The organism is Nostoc sp. NMS9, from assembly GCF_017114995.1.
Taxonomy (GTDB): Bacteria; Cyanobacteriota; Cyanobacteriia; order Cyanobacteriales; family Nostocaceae; genus Nostoc.
In genome coordinates, this window is the sequence record NZ_JABXKL010000009.1 from 60,680 (window position 1) to 82,450 (window position 21,771).

General features: G+C 43.4%; 15 protein-coding genes, 1 tRNA gene and 1 pseudogene. 5 read left to right on the top strand and 12 right to left on the bottom strand.

All coding sequences use genetic code 11. The features are described from left to right. Positions 1 to 88: 88 nt before the first annotated feature. The gene (locus tag HWQ40_RS04055) at positions 89 to 2,128 is read right to left on the bottom strand and encodes a GAF domain-containing sensor histidine kinase (protein WP_292775110.1); all 2,040 of its coding nucleotides are present in this window, start codon (positions 2,126 to 2,128) and stop codon (positions 89 to 91) included. Positions 2,129 to 2,222: 94 nt separating this feature from the next. On the opposite strand from HWQ40_RS04055, the gene cobN reads away from it, so the two are divergent. Together cobN and HWQ40_RS04065 are read left to right on the top strand one after the other, a co-directional pair. Next, entirely contained in the window at positions 2,223 to 6,272 is a 4,050-nt protein-coding gene (gene cobN, locus HWQ40_RS04060) for a cobaltochelatase subunit CobN (RefSeq protein ID WP_292775112.1), read from the top strand. 9 nt (positions 6,273 to 6,281) lie between these two features. Continuing rightward, positions 6,282 to 7,412, top strand: coding sequence for a peptidoglycan-binding protein (locus HWQ40_RS04065; protein ID WP_292775113.1), 1,131 nt, complete (start codon positions 6,282 to 6,284; stop codon positions 7,410 to 7,412). Between the two features lie 131 nt (positions 7,413 to 7,543). Here HWQ40_RS04065 and HWQ40_RS04070 read toward each other — a convergent pair whose 3' ends face one another. The 4 genes from HWQ40_RS04070 to lipA all read right to left on the bottom strand — a co-directional run bounded on the left by HWQ40_RS04070 (position 7,544) and on the right by lipA (position 12,309). Then, positions 7,544 to 7,999 carry a Fur family transcriptional regulator gene (locus tag HWQ40_RS04070; protein WP_012407750.1) on the bottom strand — a complete coding sequence of 152 codons (456 nt, stop codon included), beginning with the start codon at positions 7,997 to 7,999 and terminating at the stop codon, positions 7,544 to 7,546. A gap of 418 nt (positions 8,000 to 8,417) precedes the next feature. After that, positions 8,418 to 9,668: an RNA polymerase sigma factor SigC gene (gene sigC, locus HWQ40_RS04075; protein WP_292775114.1), complete on the bottom strand. Its 1,251-nt coding sequence runs from the start codon at positions 9,666 to 9,668 to the stop codon at positions 8,418 to 8,420. Between the two features lie 796 nt (positions 9,669 to 10,464). After that, positions 10,465 to 11,400: an NAD(P)H-dependent glycerol-3-phosphate dehydrogenase gene (locus HWQ40_RS04080; RefSeq protein ID WP_292775115.1), complete on the bottom strand. Its 936-nt coding sequence runs from the start codon at positions 11,398 to 11,400 to the stop codon at positions 10,465 to 10,467. A 24-nt stretch (positions 11,401 to 11,424) separates the two neighbouring features. Next, the gene (lipA, locus tag HWQ40_RS04085) at positions 11,425 to 12,309 is read right to left on the bottom strand and encodes a lipoyl synthase (protein WP_292775116.1); all 885 of its coding nucleotides are present in this window, start codon (positions 12,307 to 12,309) and stop codon (positions 11,425 to 11,427) included. Between the two features lie 136 nt (positions 12,310 to 12,445). Between lipA and HWQ40_RS04090 the strand changes: the two genes are divergently transcribed. Then, positions 12,446 to 12,519 (top strand) — tRNA-Pro (locus HWQ40_RS04090). Between the two features lie 391 nt (positions 12,520 to 12,910). On the opposite strand, the gene HWQ40_RS04095 is transcribed toward HWQ40_RS04090, so the two are convergent. Next, on the bottom strand, positions 12,911 to 13,678 hold the full coding sequence (locus tag HWQ40_RS04095) for a circadian clock KaiB family protein (RefSeq protein WP_292775118.1): 768 nt from the start codon (positions 13,676 to 13,678) through the stop codon (positions 12,911 to 12,913). A gap of 287 nt (positions 13,679 to 13,965) precedes the next feature. Beyond that, entirely contained in the window at positions 13,966 to 15,249 is a 1,284-nt protein-coding gene (locus HWQ40_RS04100) for a type IV pilus twitching motility protein PilT (RefSeq protein WP_292775120.1), read from the bottom strand. Positions 15,250 to 15,980: 731 nt separating this feature from the next. On the opposite strand from HWQ40_RS04100, the gene HWQ40_RS04105 reads away from it, so the two are divergent. Next, a complete protein-coding gene (locus HWQ40_RS04105) occupies positions 15,981 to 16,352 on the top strand; it encodes a hypothetical protein (protein WP_094349008.1) in 372 nt (123 codons plus the stop codon). 261 nt (positions 16,353 to 16,613) lie between these two features. After that, on the top strand, positions 16,614 to 17,726 hold the full coding sequence (gene wecB / locus HWQ40_RS04110; RefSeq protein ID WP_292775122.1) for a non-hydrolyzing UDP-N-acetylglucosamine 2-epimerase: 1,113 nt from the start codon (positions 16,614 to 16,616) through the stop codon (positions 17,724 to 17,726). A 130-nt stretch (positions 17,727 to 17,856) separates the two neighbouring features. Here the strand turns inward: wecB and HWQ40_RS04115 are convergent, their stop codons facing one another. From HWQ40_RS04115 to HWQ40_RS04135, 5 genes and pseudogenes are all read right to left on the bottom strand, one after another. After that, on the bottom strand, positions 17,857 to 18,447 hold the full coding sequence (locus HWQ40_RS04115) for a peptidoglycan-binding protein (RefSeq protein ID WP_292775124.1): 591 nt from the start codon (positions 18,445 to 18,447) through the stop codon (positions 17,857 to 17,859). A gap of 271 nt (positions 18,448 to 18,718) precedes the next feature. Then, positions 18,719 to 19,129, bottom strand: a complete 411-nt coding sequence (locus HWQ40_RS04120) for a response regulator (protein WP_292775125.1) — start codon at positions 19,127 to 19,129, stop codon at positions 18,719 to 18,721. Between the two features lie 151 nt (positions 19,130 to 19,280). Then, positions 19,281 to 20,009 carry a Crp/Fnr family transcriptional regulator gene (locus HWQ40_RS04125; protein ID WP_292775126.1) on the bottom strand — a complete coding sequence of 243 codons (729 nt, stop codon included), beginning with the start codon at positions 20,007 to 20,009 and terminating at the stop codon, positions 19,281 to 19,283. Between the two features lie 80 nt (positions 20,010 to 20,089). Continuing rightward, positions 20,090 to 20,836 carry a Crp/Fnr family transcriptional regulator gene (locus HWQ40_RS04130; RefSeq protein ID WP_292775128.1) on the bottom strand — a complete coding sequence of 249 codons (747 nt, stop codon included), beginning with the start codon at positions 20,834 to 20,836 and terminating at the stop codon, positions 20,090 to 20,092. A 190-nt stretch (positions 20,837 to 21,026) separates the two neighbouring features. Then, positions 21,027 to 21,764, bottom strand: a pseudogene (locus tag HWQ40_RS04135) (Crp/Fnr family transcriptional regulator). Between the last annotated feature and the right edge of the window lie 7 nt (positions 21,765 to 21,771).

Genomic DNA, 21,771 nt, shown 5'->3' on the forward strand with positions numbered 1-21,771 from the left:
GAGTCCACTACAGACCTAACTCCCAATCCTAACCCTTGTAGCGTTGGAGAGTAAGACTCAAAGGCTCCAAACTCCAAACTCCTAACTCCTAACTCCTAACTCTCATAGTCTGAGTTGGTATCCATACAGTAAAAATCGAGCCAATGCTTACAGTTGATTCTACTTCAATTCGACCGCGATGGAGTTCTACAAGTTGTTTAGTTAAAGCTAGTCCAAGACCGGTACCTTCGTAGCGGCGGCGATAGGGTGTATCGAGTTGTTGAAATTTCTCAAACAGTAATGGTAATTGTTCCTCAGGAATGCCAATCCCGGTATCTTCCACTTGAAAAATAGCAGTATTATCTTCCACCCAAAGACGTAAAGTAACGCTACCACTTTCAGGGGTAAATTTAATCGCATTAGTTAACAGATTCCAGAGTATTTGTTCTACTCGTTTTGCATCGCCGATAAAGCGATCGCACCTGGGATTGATTTGCAAATCAAGGTTAAGATTAATTTGTTCGCTCGTTGCTTTTTTTTGCAGTGACCTTATAGCATTTTCGGCAACATTCACCAAAGAAAATTCTGAAATATTTAAAGCTGTCTTACCAGCCTCGATTTGCGATAAATCGAGAATGTCATTAATCATTTCTAATAAATGTTCTCCACTGTCGTGGATGGTTTGCAGATAACCTCGTTGTCGTTGACTCAATTCACCCAAAGGCCAGCGTAATAACGTCGAAGACATCCCAATCACATAAGTTAAAGGCGTGAGCAATTCATGACTGATAGTAGCGAGAAACTCACTTCTGAGACGGTTAGCAGCTTCGGCGGCGAGGAGAGCATCACGTAGGGCCATTGTGCGCTCAATAACTCGTTGTTCGAGATTTTGTTTTTCTTGGGTGAGCGTTTGCATTAACTCAGCTTGGTGAATAGCGATCGCTAATTGTTCTGCGATTGCAACCAGCAAGTTTTTTTCGCTATCACTCCACTCGTGAGGACGATCGCACTGATGAGCAATCAGCAATCCCCACAGTTTGTCCTCAAACATAATCGGTGCAGCCAACTTAGCCCTAACTTGACATTTCCTTAAAAAATGCAACAGACACTCTTCCAGAGCATAAGTTTTTTCGATATCATCCACAGCTAAAGTAAAACCTTGCCGATACTTCTCCCAACACTGAGAGGTTCGGATAAAACAATTTTTTTCTGTGTAATTCAACACCGATGTAATAGTATCTGTAGCACGAGCTTCATAGACAATATAACCTCCATATTTTTGGCAGTCTTTTAGTAGAGGTTGATTATTGACTGATACAAAAGGCGAGTGTTTACCGTTGTTCTCGTGTATAGAAAAATAGATTTTGGCAGGTTCCCTAACTGATAGTTCCATACCTGTTAGCAGTGCCGTTTCATTCAGGGGAATAGTGTCAGACTGGTATTGTTGAGCCTTAACTTGGGAACCTGCAAATTTATAGATTACTAATCTGTCTAATTCCAAAAACTCACGCACCTGTGTAATTGCCGTTGCCATAATGACCGGCAAATCTAGGCTTTTGCGGATCTGCGTTGTTACCTGATTTAACAACCGCTCTTGAGAAATCTGTTTTTTTAAAGCATCTTCCACTGGCTGACAGATATAAACTGCTGGCCCAATTGGGCTTGGAGGTGCTATTATTTCTTGGTTTGGCTGAGTTAGGAGATATTCTAATAACAAAAGCGAGAATTGACTTTGGAGTGTGGCATCATTGGGTCTAATAATTTGCTGATAGCGTTCGAGATTTTGGTGAGTATAAGAATCGCACTCAAACAAGTCTCTCAATTCGCAGACAAAAGAAGCGATCGCCTCCAAATTAAACGTCAACTGAGCATTGATTTCTGAGTAAAGTCCTTGCCCCCCTGCCCCTCTGCTCCCCTGCTCCTCCTCAAAGTCTCCTACCAAGAGCGCACTAAACTGCTCAGAAACCACTAGCGTAAACCTTTGCCTTTGCCACTCCACAGGTATACCAATTCGGACTAACACAGCTTCTGTCAACACCAGAGTGGCACTTCCCACTGTTTGAGCCATCTGTTCTAACAATTCCCCAAGCTGATTAAATACAACAATAGGCAAGGTTCGAGAAAAGCTCAAATCAGCAGAACTAAGCATTTTCAGTCGTTTTGGTAAGAGGGGGCTGAATCCAGGGAAAAAAGTTTGTTTTGATTATTTACTAACCAACAACTTAAAACGGTAACACAGGATTATGCATCGTATAAGTAGCACATCGGGTGGATGGAATCAGTCAGAGGGTTTAATTTTTTTAGAACAAACTCCCGCGCCTTTCGTGTTGATTACGGCTGCTGATACTGACATTCAAACCTTGGCAGCTGCGGTGACAAAATTACCCGCAGGCTTTCCTGCATTAAGAGTCGCCAACCTGTTGCAGTTACAGCAACAATTAAGCATAGATACTTATGGAGAACAAGTTTTAGAACTTGCCCAAGTCATTATTTTGCGCCTATTAGGAGGACGTTCTTACTGGGGTTATGGATTAGAAGTAGTGCAAGAAATTGTGCAACGTAATGGTAGAACCCTCATTGTAATGCCAGGGGATGACGCTTTTGATCCCGATTTAATTTCCCAGTCTACCGTGCCCTTGGGTGTTGTTAACCAGGTATGGCAGTATTTTAGCGAAGGCGGCGTGGAAAATTTCGTTAATGCTCTGCAATTTATCTCCGATAGTTGCTTATTAACTGCATATAATCCCCCGCCACCACAGCCAATTCCGCGCGTGGGATTGTATGAGTGGGGAGTGGGGGAGCAGGGGAGCAGGGGAGCAGAGGAGCAGGGGGGCAGGGGAGAGTTAGAACTTTGTTCATCCACCTTTGAACTGGATTCATCCACCTCAGAACTCCGTTCATCCACCTTTGAACTGGATTCATCCACCTCAGAATCTCAAGGGTTCCAATGCCCAATGCCCCATGCCCAATGCCCCATGCCCAAAATCGGCATCCTTTTCTACCGCGCTCATTATTTAGCGGGGAATACTAAAGTAATTGATGCTTTATGCGAAGCTTTGGTACAGAAAAATTTACAACCAGTGCCAGTATTTGTTTCTTCATTGCGTGAACCTGATGTGCAAGTTGAGTTGAGTGAATTTTTTCAACCCAAAGAAGCTGAATCAATCGCTGTGCTGCTAAATACCACCAGTTTTTCTCTAGCACGCTTGGAAAGCGAAACACCCCAAACCGACCTGTGGCAAAAATTAGATGTGCCTGTGTTGCAGGTGATCCTCAGTGGCGGGTCAATTGAGCAGTGGGAATCACAGTTTCAAGGGCTTTCTCCCCGCGATATTGGGATGAATGTGGCGCTACCAGAAGTAGATGGGCGGATTATTACTCGTGCTGTTTCTTTTAAAGCATTGCAAACTCGTAATCCCCATTTAGAGACAGATGTGGTAATTTATGAACCAGTGAGCGATCGCATCGAGTTCGTTGCTAAACTAGCAGCAAATTGGGCGCGTCTACGTTCCAAACCACCCCAAGAACGGCGAATTGCCCTGATTCTGGCAAACTACCCCAACCGCAATGGCCGCCTCGCCAATGGTGTGGGACTCGACACCCCAGCTAGTTGTGTAGAAATCCTGCAAGCTTTACATCAGGCTGGGTATGAAGTAGAAAATCCACCTGCTCAAGGAGACGAGTTGATTCAACGGCTGACAGATGGTGTAACTAACGATCCGGAAGGTCAAGAATGGCTTCCGGTACACCAAAGTGTTTCTTGGGAAGAATATCAAGAATATTTCGCTTCTTTGCCGCCAGTAGTTCAGCAGGGTATTAGTGAACGGTGGGGAAATTTAGAGCAAGGGAGCAATCAAGAATTATTCCCCCCTGCCCCTCTGCCCCCCTGTCCCTCTGCCTCTATCCCCGTTCCTGGAATTCAACTCGGCAACATCTTCGTGGGAATTCAGCCAGCAAGGGGTTATGATAATGACCCCAGTTTGAATTATCATGCGCCGGATTTAGAACCAACCCATGCTTATTTAGCTTTCTACTATTGGGTAAGAAAATGTTTTGGTGCTGATGCTGTAGTTCATGTAGGGAAACACGGAAATCTAGAATGGCTACCGGGTAAAAGTGTGGCTTTATCGAGTAATTGTTATCCAGAAGTGGCTTTTGGCGCACTTCCCCATCTGTACCCGTTTATTGTCAATGACCCTGGTGAAGGTTCCCAAGCCAAACGTCGCGCTCAAGCGGTGATTATAGATCACCTCACGCCACCGATGACTCGCGCGCAACTCTACGGTTCTTTACAACAGTTAGAAAATTTAATTGATGAGTATTATGAAGCCGACAGTTTAGATCCTTCACGTTTGCCAGTGATTCGCGATCGCATCCACGAACTGGTAATCAAAGAAAATCTCCATCTAGATTTAGGAATCCAAAATGAAACAGAAATTTTTAATTCTGAATCTTTAATTTTGAATTCCATTGGTGGCTATCTTTGTGAATTAAAAGAAGCCCAAATCCGCGATGGGTTGCATATTTTTGGACAATGTCCCCAAGGAAGGCAATTAAGGGATTTAATAGTAGCGATCGCTCGCATCCCCAATCGCCATTCTTCAGGAATTACCCGCGCCATAGCTCAAGATTGGGGACTAGACTTCGATCCCCTCACAGCAGATTTGTCAATGACTAGTGGTGAATACTCAATAGTCAATGGTACAGAATGCCGTACCCTCGGTGATATCGTCGAAGTCTTAGAAGAACACGCCGCCCTCTTAGTCGAACAACTAATAAATCAGGATTCAGAATTCAGAATTCAGAATTCAGAATTTAGAAATCAGGAATCTTGTACAGACGCGATGAATCGCGTCTCTACCTGGATACGCGATCGCCTACTTCCCGCCTTACAACAAACCCACGAAGAAATCACCCATTTATTACACGGACTCGATGGCGGATATGTCCCAAGCGCTCCATCTGGCGCACCCACACGCGGCCGCCCAGAAGTTCTCCCAACAGGGAGAAACTTTTATTCTGTCGATATTCGTGCCATTCCCACAGAGACAGCTTGGGATATCGGCAGAAAAGCTGCTGAAACCCTCGTTGAATATTACACTCAAGAGCATGGTGAATATCCCAAAACACTAGGTTTATCAATGTGGGGAACAGCCACCATGAGGACAGGCGGTGATGATATAGCTGAAGCCTTGGCTTTACTCGGAGTTCAACCAGTATGGGATGGTGCAGCACGGCGAGTAGTAGATTTTGAAATTTTGCCCTTAGCGATTTTGGGGCGTCCCCGTGTAGATGTCACCTTGCGAATTTCGGGATTCTTCCGCGATGCTTTTCCCAACTTAATTGACTTATTCGATCAAGCAGTGTCAGCAGTAGCAGACTTAGATGAACCGCCAGAACAAAATCCCCTCGCCGATGCAGTTCGCCAAGAAACTGATTTGTGGACAAGCCAAGGATTAACTTTAGAAGCAGCCGTGGTGCGATCGCGTTATCGCATCTTTGGTTCTCGTCCAGGTGCTTACGGCGCCGGACTCCAGGGTTTAATCGAATCGCAAAACTGGACAGATGACCAAGATTTAGCCCGCGCCTACATTAACTGGAGTTCTTACGCCTATTCTTCGGGAAACTTGGCAGGGGAGCAGGGGAGCAGGGGAGCAGAGGGGCAGGGGAGCAGAGGGGCAGAAATTCTTCCTAATCCCCAATCCCCAGTCCCTAATACCGAAGCCTTCAAGCAACGCTTGGCGCAAATGCAAGTTGTCCTGCACAATCAAGACAACCGCGAACACGATCTACTCGATTCTGATGATTATTACCAATTTCAGGGTGGCTTAACAGCAGCGGTGCGTTCTCTACAGGGAAAAAATCCCCAAACTTATTTTGGTGATAATTCTATACCCGCCCAACCACGCGTTCGTCAACTGAAAGAAGAAATTGCACGAGTGTATCGTTCTCGCGTAGTTAATCCCAAGTGGATTGCAGGAGTAATGCGCCACGGATACAAGGGAGCCTTTGAAATGGCGGCGACGGTAGATTACCTATTCGCCTACGATGCAACAGCTAAATGTGTCGAAGATCACATGTATCAAGGCATAGTAGATGCTTATTTACTCGATCCAGTTGTTGTAGAATTTATTCAGGAAAATAACCCTTATGCACTGCGTGATATTGCTGAAAAATTATTAGAAGCACACAAGCGCAATTTGTGGGAGGATGTAAATATAGGAACATTAGAAGCTTTGAGGAACCTAGTACATCAAGCTGAAGCAGTTATCGAAGAAAAATCAATGGTGTAGGAAACAAATATGGAGAATCTTGCGTATTTGCACCTAGCTTTCGCCTACGAAGACAGCACACCCAGTGAATTGGTCTCCCTCAGTTCTTTGTTTAACAAAGCAGCTGCACCAGACTGGAAAAGGCTTTCTGGTAGGGCTTGGAAGTATATGTTGCCCCTTGCTCTGTCTTTATCTATTCTTGGCGCCGTCAGTAGCGTCATGGCACTAGAAAAAGGCGATCAAGGCCCTTCTGTCAGAAATCTACAACAAAAGTTGAGAACAGCAGGTTTTTACCAATCTTCTGTTACCCAAGTATATGATGTATCCACACAAGAAGCTGTACGGCGCTTCCAAAAGGCCGCCGGTTTACCTGTGGACGGCATTGTTGGAGCAAGCACCCTGCAAAAATTAGAAAGTTGGCAAGCGAAAAAGCCCACAAGTACGGCTACACAAGCTAAAAGAACTACTGCTGTAAGCGCACAAGCGAAAAAGTCCAGTACTACTAGTTCAGCCACCAGCAAACGCCGCAATCCCAACTACCTTGCTAAGGGGGATGAAGGTGAAGATGTCAGAGCTTTGCAAGAAAGGTTAAGAATCGCAGGCTTTTATTACGGAAACGCCACAGGCATATTTGGCCCAATTACCGAAGAATCTGTCAAGCGGTTCCAAGATTCTTACAAATTAAGCGTTGATGGAATTGCAGGCCCAGCAACATTAGGTAAATTGCCAGGAACTGGCATCGGTGATGGAGAAGAGGCTCCCAAAAAGGTAGTCAATCGAGACAAACTTCGTGTAGGCGATCGCGGTGAGCCAGTTAGAATTGTTCAAGAACAATTGATCCAGGCAGGATATTTAGAGGGAGAGCCAAATGGCTACTATGGCCCCTATACTGCCGATGCTGTACGAAGATTTCAGGCAGCTAACTTCTTGAAAGCAAGTGGTGTTGCGGGCCCAACGACTCGAGCGAAGTTATATAGTTCAGTTAATACCGCTAGTAAAAGCGAATTTAATACCTTAGAAATTCAAACCCGACTACGGGAGCGGGGTTTTTATAAAGGCAAGCTGAATGGTGTGATGGCAGATGACACCAAAAAAGCGATTAAACAAGCCCAAGAATTCTACGGGATTAGTCTTAAGGATCTTAAGAGCGGACGCTTTTAACATCCGCTTTGGTGTCGTTAGTATCAGTTCCCAACTGGTTGCTTGCCTCCAGTAACAGCAAATTACGAACTGCTCAGATTCCATTTATTTGGTTAATTTGAGTAGTTTCGTCTTATTTATTCACCCAAGTGCTAAAGCGGCATCAGCGCCCGTTGGCACTTGGGACACACTGCATGAATGGTCATTTGACAGTCCAGTAAGTGAAAACCTTCTTTTTGAGCGGTTTTTGACCCAATTTTTAAAATTGAGTCATTTTTAAACTCAATAGTTGAGTTGCATCGAACACAAATTAAGTGATGGTGATGGTGAGGATAGGGCTGGTTGATCTCATAATGCTTATGTCCCTCGCCCAATTCTAGTTCCCGTAAAATTCCCATCCTTGCCATCAACTTCAAAGTCCGATAAATAGTTGACAGACTGATCCCTTCACCATCAGTTTCTAGCCGATGATAAAGATCCTCCGCACTCAGATGTTCACCTTGCGGAAGTTCTTGAAAAATGTGTAAAATTGTTTCGCGCTGGGGAGTTAAACGCCAGCCTCGTTCGTTCAGTTCTGCCTTGAGTGAAGTAGTTGTGTAGACAGTCATACTAATAGTTCTCAACAAAGCTTGTTAGTTGAGAATATAACAAATCTTGGGAGCAATTTGCAACAATCATTGCCTATTGAGAATTCTTACTAAATATTTAAGAACAATTCATCAAATATTGAGCAAAATTCAAGTAATAAGCTGTAGTGCATTTAATTTGCATACAGCTAATAGTTAGGATACTTGTAACGATTGCATCCCTTGACTTTGAATTTTGCATAAGTTAAATTTGAATTCTTAGTTGCTCCCCACCTTCAAGACATCTGAGCAAAGATTGGGGAAAACTTTTATACAGTTTAATGCTAATTATTTGCTGTAAGCCTATAAAAGGCTTTTAAGCTGGGAATAAAATCAGCATTTTGTCCCTAGTCATTTGTCAAGTGTAGTTTTCTAATGACAAATGACTAATGACAAATGACTAACTCAGAGACTCCAAATAGTCGCGGATAAGGTTGCGGCGCTTGGGTTGACGTAGCTTTTGCAAAGCCTTGGATTCAATTTGGCGGACTCGTTCGCGCGACAAGTCAAGAGCGCGGCCAATTTCTGCTAAAGAGTAAGGATGACCATCTGCCAAACCAAACCGCATCAGAATTACATCGCGCTCCCGACTAGTCAAATCTGACAGAAGGTGATGCAAATCTCTTTGTAAAGATTCTCGCATTAACATCTCTTCTGGAGTTACACTGTCAGTTTCGAGTAATTCGCCTAATTCAGTGTCTTTATCTTTTCCTACTTTGGTTTCCAAAGAAACGGAGCGAGGAACCCGCAACAAAACTTCTCGTACTTGGGTTGGTGTCATCTCTAACTCAGTTGCTAAATCTTCTAGAGTTGGAGTGCGACCTTTTTCTTGAGCAATTTTGCGTTGGGCTTTTTTGATTTTGTTTAACTTTTCGGTAATATGAACCGGTAGGCGAATCGTGCGACTAGAAGTAGCGATCGCCCGTGTAATACCCTGACGAATCCACCAGTAAGCATAGGTACTGAAGCGATAACCCTTAGTTGGGTCAAATTTTTCTACAGCCCGCTCCAAACCTAATGTACCTTCTTGGACTAAATCCAACAATTCCAAACCCCGATTTTGATACTTCTTAGCAACAGACACAACTAAGCGAAGATTCGCCTTAATCATGTGTTCTTTTGCTTGCAGTCCTTGGGACTGAACTTGCTCCAACTCCTCTACAGTCAATTTGGCGATTTCAGCCCAGCGGCGTTTGCCATCTGCCAAAGTCGGTCTGAGATCGGATAAAACTATATCAGCAGTGGCAGCCCATCTTTCCAAAGATGGCCGATGTCCAAGTTCCGAGGTAAGACGTTCTTGAACTTCAATTAACCGAAGATAGGGCGTAATCACTGCATCCCCTTGCTTGGCGGCGTTAGCAAGTACTATCCGCATCCGCAAGTAGCGTTGGACTTTTTGAGCTTCTGAAACCTCTTCATCGCGCCCCAATAAGCGAACCCGACCAATTTCTTGAAGATATAGACGTACTAGGTCTGTACTCCGACGGTTGGTGCTAGCAGCAAAGTTAGCATTGTCAACAGAAGCCATCTCTAGCTCCTGTAGGTCATCTACCGATAACTCACTCTCGTCAACCGTGAGATCCGAGTCCAAAGCCTGGCTAGACTTTTTGGTGTTGTAGGGGGCGTCTGCATAAAAAGATGTTGCTGGCATAAAGATCGTCTCAATGGCTCCAGGTAACAATAGATTTCGGTCAGCTTAGATTACGGTCAGCTATTCAACTGTTGCTATTGTTCCCGCGATTAACGATGAACTAACATGGTTGAACGTTCCCTTACAATTTTTTTAGAAATTAACTGTAAGGGTTTTATTGGATACAGTATTACTGAACTTAATCGGCTGCTAAACTTTTGATTCAACCAATAGCTATTTAAATTCACAGCTAGGCTTTCAATATTTCAACTACTTAGTTAACATTTCAACCTTGATGGGTTTTTGATAGTAACTTTTGTAACACAGTATAAACATCCTTCAGTGAATGTCATCTTTATAATTGGCATAGTCACATTTACATGGGTGCAAAAGTAATATCCTGACGATTTAGCAATTTTTTCTCAGGATTATTCAGGTATAAGTAGAACTAATAGATATCGGGGAAGTGATTAGCATTAACGGCAAAAATTCTCTCGACACGGAGATAGAAGATGCGGATAAATTATCAAATACTCTCTCCGTATCCCCGCATCCTCTTGTCTGTCAGCTTTAATCTGCCAATTTCAACTTGACAGACTACTAGTAGTCCATCAAGCTACCGAAAGCCTGGTATGTAATAAGACTTCAGTGCTTAAGAAAAGGACTAAAGTCCTTACTACGAACTTATTTACGCAGCATAGTTGACTTGACAGACTACTAGTTAGTAGTCTGTCAAATTCATTTTGACGGTTAGAAAGACGCGATAAATCGCCGTCTCTACAGGAAATTTATCCGTCAATTAGTTCTTGACAGACTACTAGTAGTTGTACTCTGGCTTGATATCTCGCAACATCAGTTCATCAAGTGCTTGTCCGGGTGTGATTTCGCCTTGAAGTAACCGATAAACTTGCTCGGTAATTGGGACTGCGATGTTTTGTTGCTTGGCTCGTTGCATCAAAACTCGGCAAGTATTCACTCCTTCAGCAGTTCCTTGTAAATTTGCGAGAGTTTCTGTAAGTGACTTACCACCAGCTAGCTGATAGCCGACTTGGTAATTGCGACTTAAGGGACTGTTGCACGTTGCTAACAAATCTCCTAGACCCGATAAACCATAAAATGTTTCCGTCTTTGCACCCCAGTTGTTGCCGATGCGAACCATTTCTGTAAGTCCACGGGTAACTAAAGCAGCTTTGGCATTAGTTCCCAGTTGTAAACCATCGCACACACCAGCTGCGATCGCAATCACATTTTTCAGTGTTCCCCCCAATTCCACGCCCAAAGGGTCGGGATTGGTATATACCCGGAAACGATGAGAAGAAAATACTAACTGCACTACTTCCGCAGCCGTGGGGATGTTACTGGCTACCACCGTGGCTGCTGGTAATTCCATTTGAATTTCTTTTGATAAATTAGGCCCAGACAAAACAACCACTGCATGGTTAGGGAATATTGTTTGCCAAATTTGTGAAGGCGTGCAGGTGGTTTGGGGATCTAAGCCTTTCGTCGCTGTAACAAAAATTGTCTCTGGAGAAAGGGGGAAAGACTCAACTTGGGAAGCAACATCTCTCACACCAATCATTGAGATAGCGGACAGGACTATTTGGACATCTTTTGAAACTGCTTGGAGAGTTTGGGAACCTTGACGCGACCACACGCGCACCTGATGACCATTTGCAGCAGCGAGATTTGCCAGAGATGCACCCCAAGCACCTGCACCAAGAATTGCAACGGAAAGTTTTGTGTTGGAGTACATCTGCTCACTCATAACTCCTAATTCCTAACTCCTAACTTTTGAGCGTGGGTAACGTTCCATCAATTCCCTGACTTGTTCTGCATGATATGAGCTTCTTGTCAATGGTGAAGAAACAACTTGTAAAAATCCAATTTCTTCGCCGAATGCCTTCCAGTCAGCAAATTGTTCTGGATTGACAAATTCGTTTACCTGCAAGTGTTTTTGACTGGGTTGGAGATATTGCCCAATGGTCAAAATGTCGCAATCCACAGATCGTAAGTCTTGCATGACTTGGCGAATTTCGGCATCAGTTTCACCGAGTCCAACCATGATCCCGGATTTAGTGTATGTGCTAGGAGAAAGTTGGCGAGTGCGCTGCAATAATTCTAATGTGCGATCGTAGTTTCCTTGGGGACGCACCCGGCGATATAGGCGTGGAACAGTTTCGGTATTGTGGTTTAATACCTCTGGCGCAGCCTGTAAAATTAACTCTAGAGCATTCCAATTACCGCATAAGTCAGGAATTAGCACCTCAATTGTGGTGTTGGGTGAAACAGAGTTAACTGCATCAATACACGCCATAAACTGAGATGCACCACCATCAAGCAAGTCATCTCGGTTTACAGAAGTGATGACTACATGATTAAGGTTCAGACGGCGAACAGCTTGGGCCAGTCGTGTAGGTTCCGTGGGGTCTAGTGGTTTGGGTTTTTTCTCAAAATCAATATCGCAGTAAGGACAAGCGCGTGTACAAGCCGGGCCCATAATCAAAAACGTAGCAGTCCCAGCGTTGAAGCATTCACCAATGTTCGGACAGGACGCTTCCTCGCAAACTGTATTGAGGGCTAAATCCCGCAAAATTTCTTTAACGTTACCGATGCGCTCACGCCCAGGTGCTTTCACCCGCAACCAGTCTGGTTTTACAGTCACAATCCGCTTTTACCACTAGAGTTATACAAACTCAATCCTAGCAATCAAAGTCTTTGATGAAGCGATCGTATATAGATGTAATTCTGCTATTTGGCACAGGTTGTGATATTCTTAATTTACAATGCCATTTTTATGGCGGGATGTGGCGCAGCTTGGTAGCGCACTTCGTTCGGGACGAAGGGGCCGCTGGTTCGAATCCAGTCATCCCGATTTATTGTAGAGCGACAAATTATTTGTCAAATGCTCTCCTATGAACTTAAATATAGCTGACTTTCTTGGAGTTTAAGCAGTACCGCCCAAAATCATGTACTTAAAGGTTTCAATCCCTAATAGGGATTTTAGTTGATTGCGATCGCAATCTGAAAGCCCTGTGTTATTTGGTTTTCAAGGTTCAATAGCGCAAATGTAAAATCATAACATAGGGACTGGCAATTGTGCTAACTGTAAATAGCTGAAAGTCAATTTATATAAGGGTGCGCGGATGGTTTCAAGTGCTAAAACTCTCAAATCCTTGCAGATACGGCAATCTAGCCATTTTTGTAGTTACTCCTTCACCAACACCTACCCATTCGCGCACTTGGCAAAAAACTAGTCTGATTACTTAAAATTTTTCCTTAGCAGCTAACATCTGTAAAATCTTTTCTACATGATCTAACTCTCCAACGATTCGCCGAATTGGGTGAGGCCAAACCTTGACAAGGGTTGGAGTTGCAGAAACCTGATTTAGTTCTGCTTGTTCTGGATGACTTAAAACATCAATTACTTTCAGAGTATAAGGGTGTCCGAGTGACCGCTCTAACAATTCGTGTAAATTTTGCAGAATGCGTTCAGTAGAACTGCTATGCCCTGCAACAAACAAGCGGAGAACATAGCCTTGGGTAATGGCTTCTTTTTTTTGTACTATTACTGGTTGGTGATATTTTGGTACAGGTTCAGAAAGGTCTAGACAGACAATTAAATCGTGATCCTCCCAAAGCTGCCCAAATGACGAACGATAGGTTGTTAACACCATGCGATCGCACAATCCCTCTTGCCAAGGAGCTGCTTGCCATACTAATTCCCCTGTGCAAAAAATAGCATTAAGCAAAGCTTGGTGTCTAATTACAGCCGGATAAGCTTCAGCAAAAGTTCGCACTTGTTGAGTGCGCGGATCTAACCAATTGTCAATAGTTGCAGTATAGCAAGGCACTAAAAAGTGTGGCGGCTCTGGTAAATCTAGAATTTCTTGCAAAGCCGAGCACAAATGCAAATGCCATCGACCTTGCTTGCTAGGGTCGATGCAGTAAATTAAATCTCCTCCAGGTGTAAATAGCGCAATGCCTTTAAACAGCTGGGGTGTAGATAGTTTATTTGTCGTCAAGTTATTCACAGAGGTTAGGGAACTAAAAGTAAAAATTCTCTCTTTTACCTTTTACCTTAGCTATAACCTCAACCAGGATCGCAAAGATATTTGGGATTAGGTACTCGAAGATGAGGGAGCAGAGGGGCAGGGGAGCAGGGGAGCAGGGAAAGATGAGGGGGATAAGGGAGACAAGGGGGAATTATTGAATAAATCTCTCCCTTGTCTCCCCCCTCTCCCTTGTCTCCCCCCTCTCCCTTGTCTCTTCTCAATGTCCAATGCCCAATGCCCAATGCCCAATACCCAATGCCCAATTGTTAAACTCGACCTCGGAGAAACTGTGCCATTTCGTTAGGAGTTGGTGACATTTCCAAAGCAGTTTCTTCAGTGATTCGTCCGTCTTGATAGAGATTCAGCAATGACTGATTCATCGTAATCATGCCGTCAAAGCCAGCTTGTTTCATCAGCTCGCCAATTTCATCATACTTACCGTCTTTGATCCATTCCTTAATCGCCTCAGTATTGATCAGCACATCGTGGAAAGCAGCCCGCTTACCGTCAGTTGTGCGACACAAACCTTGAGCAATTACTGCCACTAAAGACTCAGAAATCGCCACCCGCATTGCATCCTGTTCATCACCAGAATAGAGGTTGAGAATCCGCTCAATGGTTTTGACCGCACTATTGGTGTGCAGGGTTCCCATGACTAAGTGACCAGTTTGAGCGGCTTTTAGGGCGGTGTTAACTGTTTCCTTGTCCCGCATTTCCCCTACCAGAATCAAATCTGGGTCTTCCCGCAAAGCTGCTTTCAAAGCGTTGTCAAATTTCCGGGTATGCATTCCCACTTCCCGCTGTTTGACTAAAGACTTGCGGCTTTGATGGACAAATTCTATCGGGTCTTCAATGGTGATGATATGTTTGGCCATCTCCTTATTGATGTAGTCAATCATCGCTGCCATTGTGGTGGACTTACCAGAACCAGTGGGCCCCGTCACCAAAATTAAACCTTTATGGTGATGACAAATATCCCGAAAAACCGGAGGTAATCTCAACTGTTCCATAGTTAAGATTTTTAGCGGAATCAACCGCAACACCATTGCAGGCCCTTTGAGGGAGCCAAAAACATTAATCCGCACGCGAGCAAATTCGTATTGAGTTGCTCCGTCAAATTCTAAGGATTCTTCAAAGCGCTGAATTTCTCCCTCACTCATCACCTCCCGCAACCAACTCATAAAAGTTTCTTTATCTGTTTCTGGATAATCCCCTGATTGAATTTCTCCCCGGCTGCGGAAGCGGGGTGGTTCACCCACACCCAAGTGCAAGTCAGAATATCCTTGATCGTAAGCTTCTCTAATTAACTTCTCTAAAGTGAGTTCTGAACTGCTGTTTTGAGGGCGAACTGAATTAGGTATTGGCGGTGGACTACCTGGACGATGACCTGCAACAGGCAAATTAGTACCCCTATCCATTGACATATCGAGTGTTTGTGTCATCTGCCGCTGCGTACTAAAGGTTGGGGTTGGCGGTGGTGGCGGCGGCATTGGTGGTAGATTACGTCCGGCAGCAGAGTTAGAATTTGATGGAGACTGTAATTCTGTCATATATCTTCACATTTGGCAGTTAAAAAGTTGAATTAACGAGAAGTAAAGTCACTTGCTTTGATGACTTTTGGAGAATGCTTGTCTGCAAGCCTTAGCGGTGATAGAAGGCGATTGAAACTCTAGAACCACGGTCAATCTATTTCATCTACCTCAATTGGTATCTTTTATTTACTAAGATTTCACTACTCAGAATATTTAGATAGATTATTTAACCTATCTAAACTGGTTTAACACACGTAAGGACTCAAAAGACCTCAGGAAATACACATAGATTAATAAGTATTTTTTAATGCTTTTATTTTTAAAGTAAATATTCTCATGACTTAGATGAGAAATTTATCCCAGGCATGGGCACGAATTGCCAGCAATTAACAGCACAAATACTAGCTGATCATTTATTCAGCCTGTCTAGGAATTATGAGAAAGACTACTAATTTTTATAAGAAATGTTAAGTTGAATAGGAGTGATATCGTGGGGATCAAGGTTAAAAGCCCATACCTTTTAGGTTATATACCTGAAGGTAGATGCAGTAAATAGGTTTTTTTAATAGATAGAAAGTTGACTTTATATCCATAATTACAAAAAATTAACTGTAAACTTTAGTAAACAAATGCTCATTTTTCCAATTAGTTTTTATATACTGAATTTCAATGAAACAATTCAGTTTACATCGCAAAAAGCGAGATATGACTGAAATTAGAATTTGTTGTGTATTCTGGGAGGAAAAGTCATGGTTTCTGCTCAAAGCTCTAATCAAGGAAAGACCTACTCCTTGTTGATGATTAAAAGCTTTTTAATATGGACTTTTACATTAGCAGTATGTTTGTTGGTTGTGGGTTTTCCACTAGTTGTCTTGATGGCTACGGTCGGATGTCTGTTGTCGATTATCTTGCAATCTGTGATGCCTGTTAGTGCGGTTTTGCTTGTAGCAGGCGCTCTAATAATGTTTAATGTCATGGCAGTTGTATTGGCTGCGGGTGTGCTAACTGTTAAGGGAGTTCATCCTAGTGAAGTTAAATGGTTAAGCTGGCTGCATGGAGAGGCAGACCAAATGCAGGCTACTGTTTACGCTGCTTGCCCTCTAACTTGTGAGATTAAATAGTTATTACAGGTTAATTAGACAAACAGTGCGTCTGCCCGGTTAAGCCGGGTTTTTTCATGGTTTTTATAATTTGAACTTTTAAATAGTCATTACAGGTTCATTAGACAAACAATGCATTTGCCCGGTTAAGCCGGGTTTTTTTATATCTTGTGTGATTTATCCATTAATATTTATGGTTTATGTGAGGATTGACCGCCGACTATTGACCATAGACCATTGACTATAGACCATTGACTATAGATGGCAAATTACAGATGACTAATGAGTAATCAAAAACGCGTTTGCATTATCTTAGGTACTCGCCCGGAAGCGATTAAACTCGCTCCAGTAATTCAAGTTTTCCAGAAGTCTTCAAAATTTCAGTTGCAAGTAATTCTAACTGGACAGCATCGGGAGATGGTTGAGCAAGTTATGCAACTGTTTAATATCAAGTCGGATTATAACTTGGAAATTATGCAGGTTCAGCAATCTCTAAATGATATTACTTGCCGTAGTTTACAAGGATTAGAAGCATTATTTAAGGCGGAAAAGCCAGATTTCGTAATCGTGCAGGGAGATACTACCACTGCTTTTGCCGCAGCTTTGGCAGCTTTTTATCAAAAAATTCCTATTGGTCATGTAGAAGCAGGGTTAAGAACTGATGATATCTTCAATCCTTACCCAGAAGAAGCTAATCGACGGTTAATTTCTCAAATTACTCAGTTGCACTTTGCACCGACTCCTTGGGCTGTGGAAAATTTGCATCGTTCTGGTGTTTTGGGTGAAATTCACATGACAGGTAACACTGTAATTGATGCATTGTTAAATGTCGCTGCAACCCAAGTAGTTTGCAATGTCCCAGGCTTAAACTGGGAATCATATCGGATTTTGTTAGCAACAGTTCATCGTCGGGAGAATTGGGGAGAACCTCTGTTAGCGATCGCTCAGGGCTTTTTACAAATTTTAGACAAGTTTCCTGATACAGCTTTGCTCTTACCATTGCACCGCAATCCGACAGTGCGAGTCCCGTTGCAGGAACTTTTAGGGAATCATCCCCGAATTTTCTTGACAGATCCTCTAGATTATGGGGAATTGGTGGGAGCAATTGGGCGATCGCATCTTTTGCTGACTGACTCTGGTGGCTTGCAAGAAGAAGCCCCCAGCTTGGGAAAACCAGTACTAGTTTTGAGAGACACCACCGAAAGACCAGAGGCTGTTGTAGCTGGTACAGCCAAACTTGTCGGCACTACAACTGAGAACATTTTTGTAGCCGCTGCTGAGTTACTCAGTGACTCAGATGCTTATGAAGCAATGGCAAACGCAATCAATCCCTTTGGGGATGGTCATGCAGCAGAGCGCATTTTGCAGATTGTACAAAATTACATTCATGGGTAAGGAAGTTCGTAGTAAGGACTAAAGTCCTTATTTTCTAAACACTAAAGTGCTTACTACAAACCCTCAAAACTAGGTTGGTCATTGTACTAGCGTTTACCGAACCACGAGATTTTCCAAGGGTGGCTTCTGGCTAAATACCCAGAGATGCTCGAGTTTCGGGGCCTACAACACCATCTACAAGTAGACCTTTACTTTCCTGAAAGCTTCGGACTCGGCTAACAGTTTCTTGACCGTAAATTCCATCAACCCTGAGATTACCTAAAGCTGTTTGCAGGTCTCTGACAAGCTGACCTTTAGAACCAGGGGTAAGAATCACCGAACCACCAACACCACCGGGTCTAGTCACAGGACGATTGTTCGGTCTATTACCAATCCATCGGGCAAAAACGTATCTACCTGTAGAAAGTCTGGCAAAACCGTTTTCATATCTTTCAATTGCTGGAAGTGTTGCGCCATTTGGTACACAGTCCACATAAGAGTAGTTGGTACTTGGGCCTGAACGGACACGTAAACAATTGCCGTTAGTCTTTACATACGCAGCCGAACTCACTTGAATTTGGGTTACAGCAGCAAATAATACACCGACACCAGCTAAAGTTAACCAAGCGGAAGATTTAAGCAGTTTTTTCCAATTGAATTGAGGTTGAGGAAGATGATACTTAGTGTTTCCAGATGCCTCTTCTTGAGCAATAAACATCTGGGAATAAGCAAGATATTCCATAATGCACTCCTTGATATGAAAAAATGAGTACTCGCAGAGAATTACTTGATCCTTCTCTGTATTTATTCTTAGTATATTTTATATCACTGTGCTTTCAAAGTTTTTTATTGATAGCGAAATTAATAAAAAATAAAATTAGTCAAAAGATTCCTGAAAAAATGCGATGTCTACGACGAGCTAACCCGTCGTAGACATCGCATTTTGAAAATAAATAAAATTTAGTTAAAGCTTTTTTACTTACTGGCTTGTCCCTGGTTGCATCTAATATATGTCAAACGTATTGTTCGGTTCTAGTTAAAGTAGCAACCATAGAAGTTAACTCGTCTAAGTCTATCGGCTTGCATTGATATATATCATAACCTGCTAATAATGCACGTTTGCGATCGTCCTCGAAAGTAGATGCCGACAGAGCAATCGCTGGAATCTTTCTACCTCGCTTTGCTTCCAAATTTTTGACCTTCAAAAGCAGTGAGTAGCCATCTTCATCAGGTAAGCAAATGTCACTAATTAGGATATCTGGTTTAAAAGATGATATTATTTTTAGAGCTTCGTCTGCTGAAGCAGCTGCAATCACCTCTGATCCCTCTAATTCAAAGAGGAAGGTAAGTAATATTCTCGTATCAGAGTCATCATCAACGATGAGCAATCGCAGACCTTGAAAAGACATCGATTGATTAGACATTATTCTCACCGCTATCTAGCTCAAAGAATTTAAGTAGCATTACATCAAAAGACATGTATTTGTAAATACCATTTGATGCATACTTTATTAATCTTAATGGAACTTATTAGTAAGCGTCTGTGCGGTTTCGGACATAGTAACTTAAAATGATTCATTGGCCGCACCTTGGCTGATTGCCCAGCAACTGAGCAAATTCGTTTTGGATGACGCGATAACACTCGCAGGAAGTTGCTGACAAATCCTCTCGTTTCAGGATGCTAATATGACCACGCTGGTAGCGAATCATTCCGGCTCGACTGAGGGTGCTAGCCGCTACTGTCACACCGGAGCGCTGTACACCCAGCATCTGTGCGATAAATTCTTGCGTGAGCAGAAAATCCTCTGATTCCAAACGGTCAGAGACTGTGAGAAGCCAGCGAGCCAGCCGCTCCTCTAGGGTATGAAGACGGTTGCAGGCACATCCTTGTGTAAGTTCGGTATATATAGCTCGTACATAGCGCAGCAGCAGCTTTTGAATAGCTCCACCACGATCGAACTCGGTTCTAAGTACATCTGCATCCATCTGCATAGCAGCGCCCGCAACCTGCACAAACCCTTTTGTGGTTGTTGTGTACCCTCCTAAAATTACTGGGATACCTACCATGCCTTCACTGCTCACTATTCCAACTTCCACCATCGATCCATCTTTGATACTAGTGACTATAGAAACTACTGCGTGTTGGGGAAAATAGACGTGTGTGATCGGTTCTCCTGCTTCGTAAATGACTTGCCGAATGGAAAGCGGAACTAACTTCAGGTGCGGAACAAGACGCTCATAATCACTGGCTGGCAAAGCCGCGAGTAAGGTATTTACTTGCGCCTTAAGAATATTTTGGCTCACTGAACATTAAAAGATAAATTTCCTCAAAATACTTTAAATCAAGTTACTTTTGCGGGTCTGTTCGGTTTCGCACACATAAATCAAAAAAATTTTCTGGCTCGGTTAATCGGCTTTTTGCCCAGTAATCGAGCAAATTCGTTTTGTATGACCCGATAACACTCGCAGGAAGTTGCTGACAAATCCTCTCGGTTGAGGATGCTAATGTGACCACGTTGGTAGGTGATCATTCCGGCTCGGCTGAGGGTGCTAGCCGCTACTGTGACGCCGGAACGACGTACACCTAGCATCTGGGCGATAAATTCTTGCGTGAGTGGAAAATCTTCTAATTCCAGACGCTCAGAGACTGTCATTAGCCAGCGAGCCAGCCGTTCCTCCAGTATATGGAGACGGTTGCAGGCAACTCCTTGCGCCAGTTCAGAGTATACAGCTTGTACGTAGCACAGCAGCAGGGTTTGAATAGCTCCGCCCCGATTGAACTCGGCTCTAAGTACATCTGCATCCATCTGCATAGCAGCGCCAGAAATCTGCACAAACGCTGTTGTGGTTGTGATGTTGTCTCCTAAAATTACCGGAATACCCACCATGCCTTCATTGCTTACTATCCCAACTTCCGCCGTTGAGCCATCTTCCATAGTGGTGACTATAGAAACCATTGCCTTATCAGGAAAATAGACCTGTGTGATCGGTTCGCCTGCTTCGTAAAGAATTTGCTGAACTGGGAGCGAAACTAGCTTTAGATGGGGGATAAGACGTTGATAATCACTGGCTGGCAAAGCTGCGAGCAGCTTATTTGGTGGTTGCTGAAAGAGGTTTTTATCTAATGACATTAGAAGTCACTCTCCTTAAGGTAGGTGACTCTAGAAAAGCCAACTCAGGGCACAAGGAAAGGATTTAAGGATCTGCTCCTAATGTCAAAAGGTGTATTCGCTAAAGAAACACGGGGACAATCTAAAAAAGCTTAAATGAACACACTTGTTTGAGTCTGTGCGGTTTCGTACATAGAAGCTTAAAAAAAACTTATCTTCGCCGTTTATTCGGCTTATTGCCCAATAAACGGACATATTCATCTTCTATAATCTGATAACATTCGCAGGAGGTTTTTTCTAAAGCCTCTCGATTCAGGATGTTAATCTGACCACGCTGGTAGGTGATGATTCCGGCTTCGCTCAAGATGTTAGCTGCTTCAGTGACACCAGCGCGACGTACACCTAGCATCTGTGCGATAAATTCTTGGGTAAGTGGAAATTATTCTGATTCCAGTCGGTCAGAAACTGTTAGCAGCCACCGAGCAAGCCGCCTCTCTAGCTTATGAAGACGGTTGCAGGCAGATCCTTGTGCTATTTGAGTGTATATACTTTGCACGTAGTGTAACAGCAGGCTTTGAAGCGCTGTACTCCGATTTAACTTGCTTATGAGTATATCTGTATCCATCTGCATAGCACTGTCTGAAATCTGCACAAATGCTGTTGTGGTTGTGATGTTGTCTCCTAAAATAATTCGTATACCCACCATGCCTTCATTGCTTACTATTCCAACTTCCACAGTCGAGCCATCTTCCATAGTGGTGACTATAGAAACCACTGCCTTATTAGGAAAATAGACCTGTCTGATCGGTTCGCCTGCTTCGTAAAGGACTTTCACACGTGGGAGCCAAACCAGCTTCAGATGGGGAACAAGACGTTCATAATCAGCGGCTGGCAGAACTGCTAGTAGATTATTTGCTGGTTGCTCAAGGGCATTTTTGTCTAATGACATTGAGATT

Bases quoted from the DNA above. Each gene is read 5' to 3' on its own strand.
- HWQ40_RS04055 (WP_292775110.1), bottom strand. From the start codon at position 2,128: ATGCTTAGTTCTGCTGATTTGAGCTTTTCTCGAACCTTGCCTATTGTT.
- cobN (WP_292775112.1), top strand. From the start codon at position 2,223: ATGCATCGTATAAGTAGCACATCGGGTGGATGGAATCAGTCAGAGGGT.
- HWQ40_RS04065 (WP_292775113.1), top strand. From the start codon at position 6,282: ATGGAGAATCTTGCGTATTTGCACCTAGCTTTCGCCTACGAAGACAGC.
- HWQ40_RS04070 (WP_012407750.1), bottom strand. From the start codon at position 7,999: ATGACTGTCTACACAACTACTTCACTCAAGGCAGAACTGAACGAACGA.
- sigC (WP_292775114.1), bottom strand. From the start codon at position 9,668: ATGCCAGCAACATCTTTTTATGCAGACGCCCCCTACAACACCAAAAAG.
- HWQ40_RS04080 (WP_292775115.1), bottom strand. From the start codon at position 11,400: ATGTACTCCAACACAAAACTTTCCGTTGCAATTCTTGGTGCAGGTGCT.
- HWQ40_RS04100 (WP_292775120.1), bottom strand. From the start codon at position 15,249: ATGACAGAATTACAGTCTCCATCAAATTCTAACTCTGCTGCCGGACGT.
- HWQ40_RS04105 (WP_094349008.1), top strand. From the start codon at position 15,981: ATGGTTTCTGCTCAAAGCTCTAATCAAGGAAAGACCTACTCCTTGTTG.
- wecB (WP_292775122.1), top strand. From the start codon at position 16,614: ATGAGTAATCAAAAACGCGTTTGCATTATCTTAGGTACTCGCCCGGAA.
- HWQ40_RS04115 (WP_292775124.1), bottom strand. From the start codon at position 18,447: ATGGAATATCTTGCTTATTCCCAGATGTTTATTGCTCAAGAAGAGGCA.
- HWQ40_RS04120 (WP_292775125.1), bottom strand. From the start codon at position 19,129: ATGTCTAATCAATCGATGTCTTTTCAAGGTCTGCGATTGCTCATCGTT.
- HWQ40_RS04130 (WP_292775128.1), bottom strand. From the start codon at position 20,836: ATGTCATTAGATAAAAACCTCTTTCAGCAACCACCAAATAAGCTGCTC.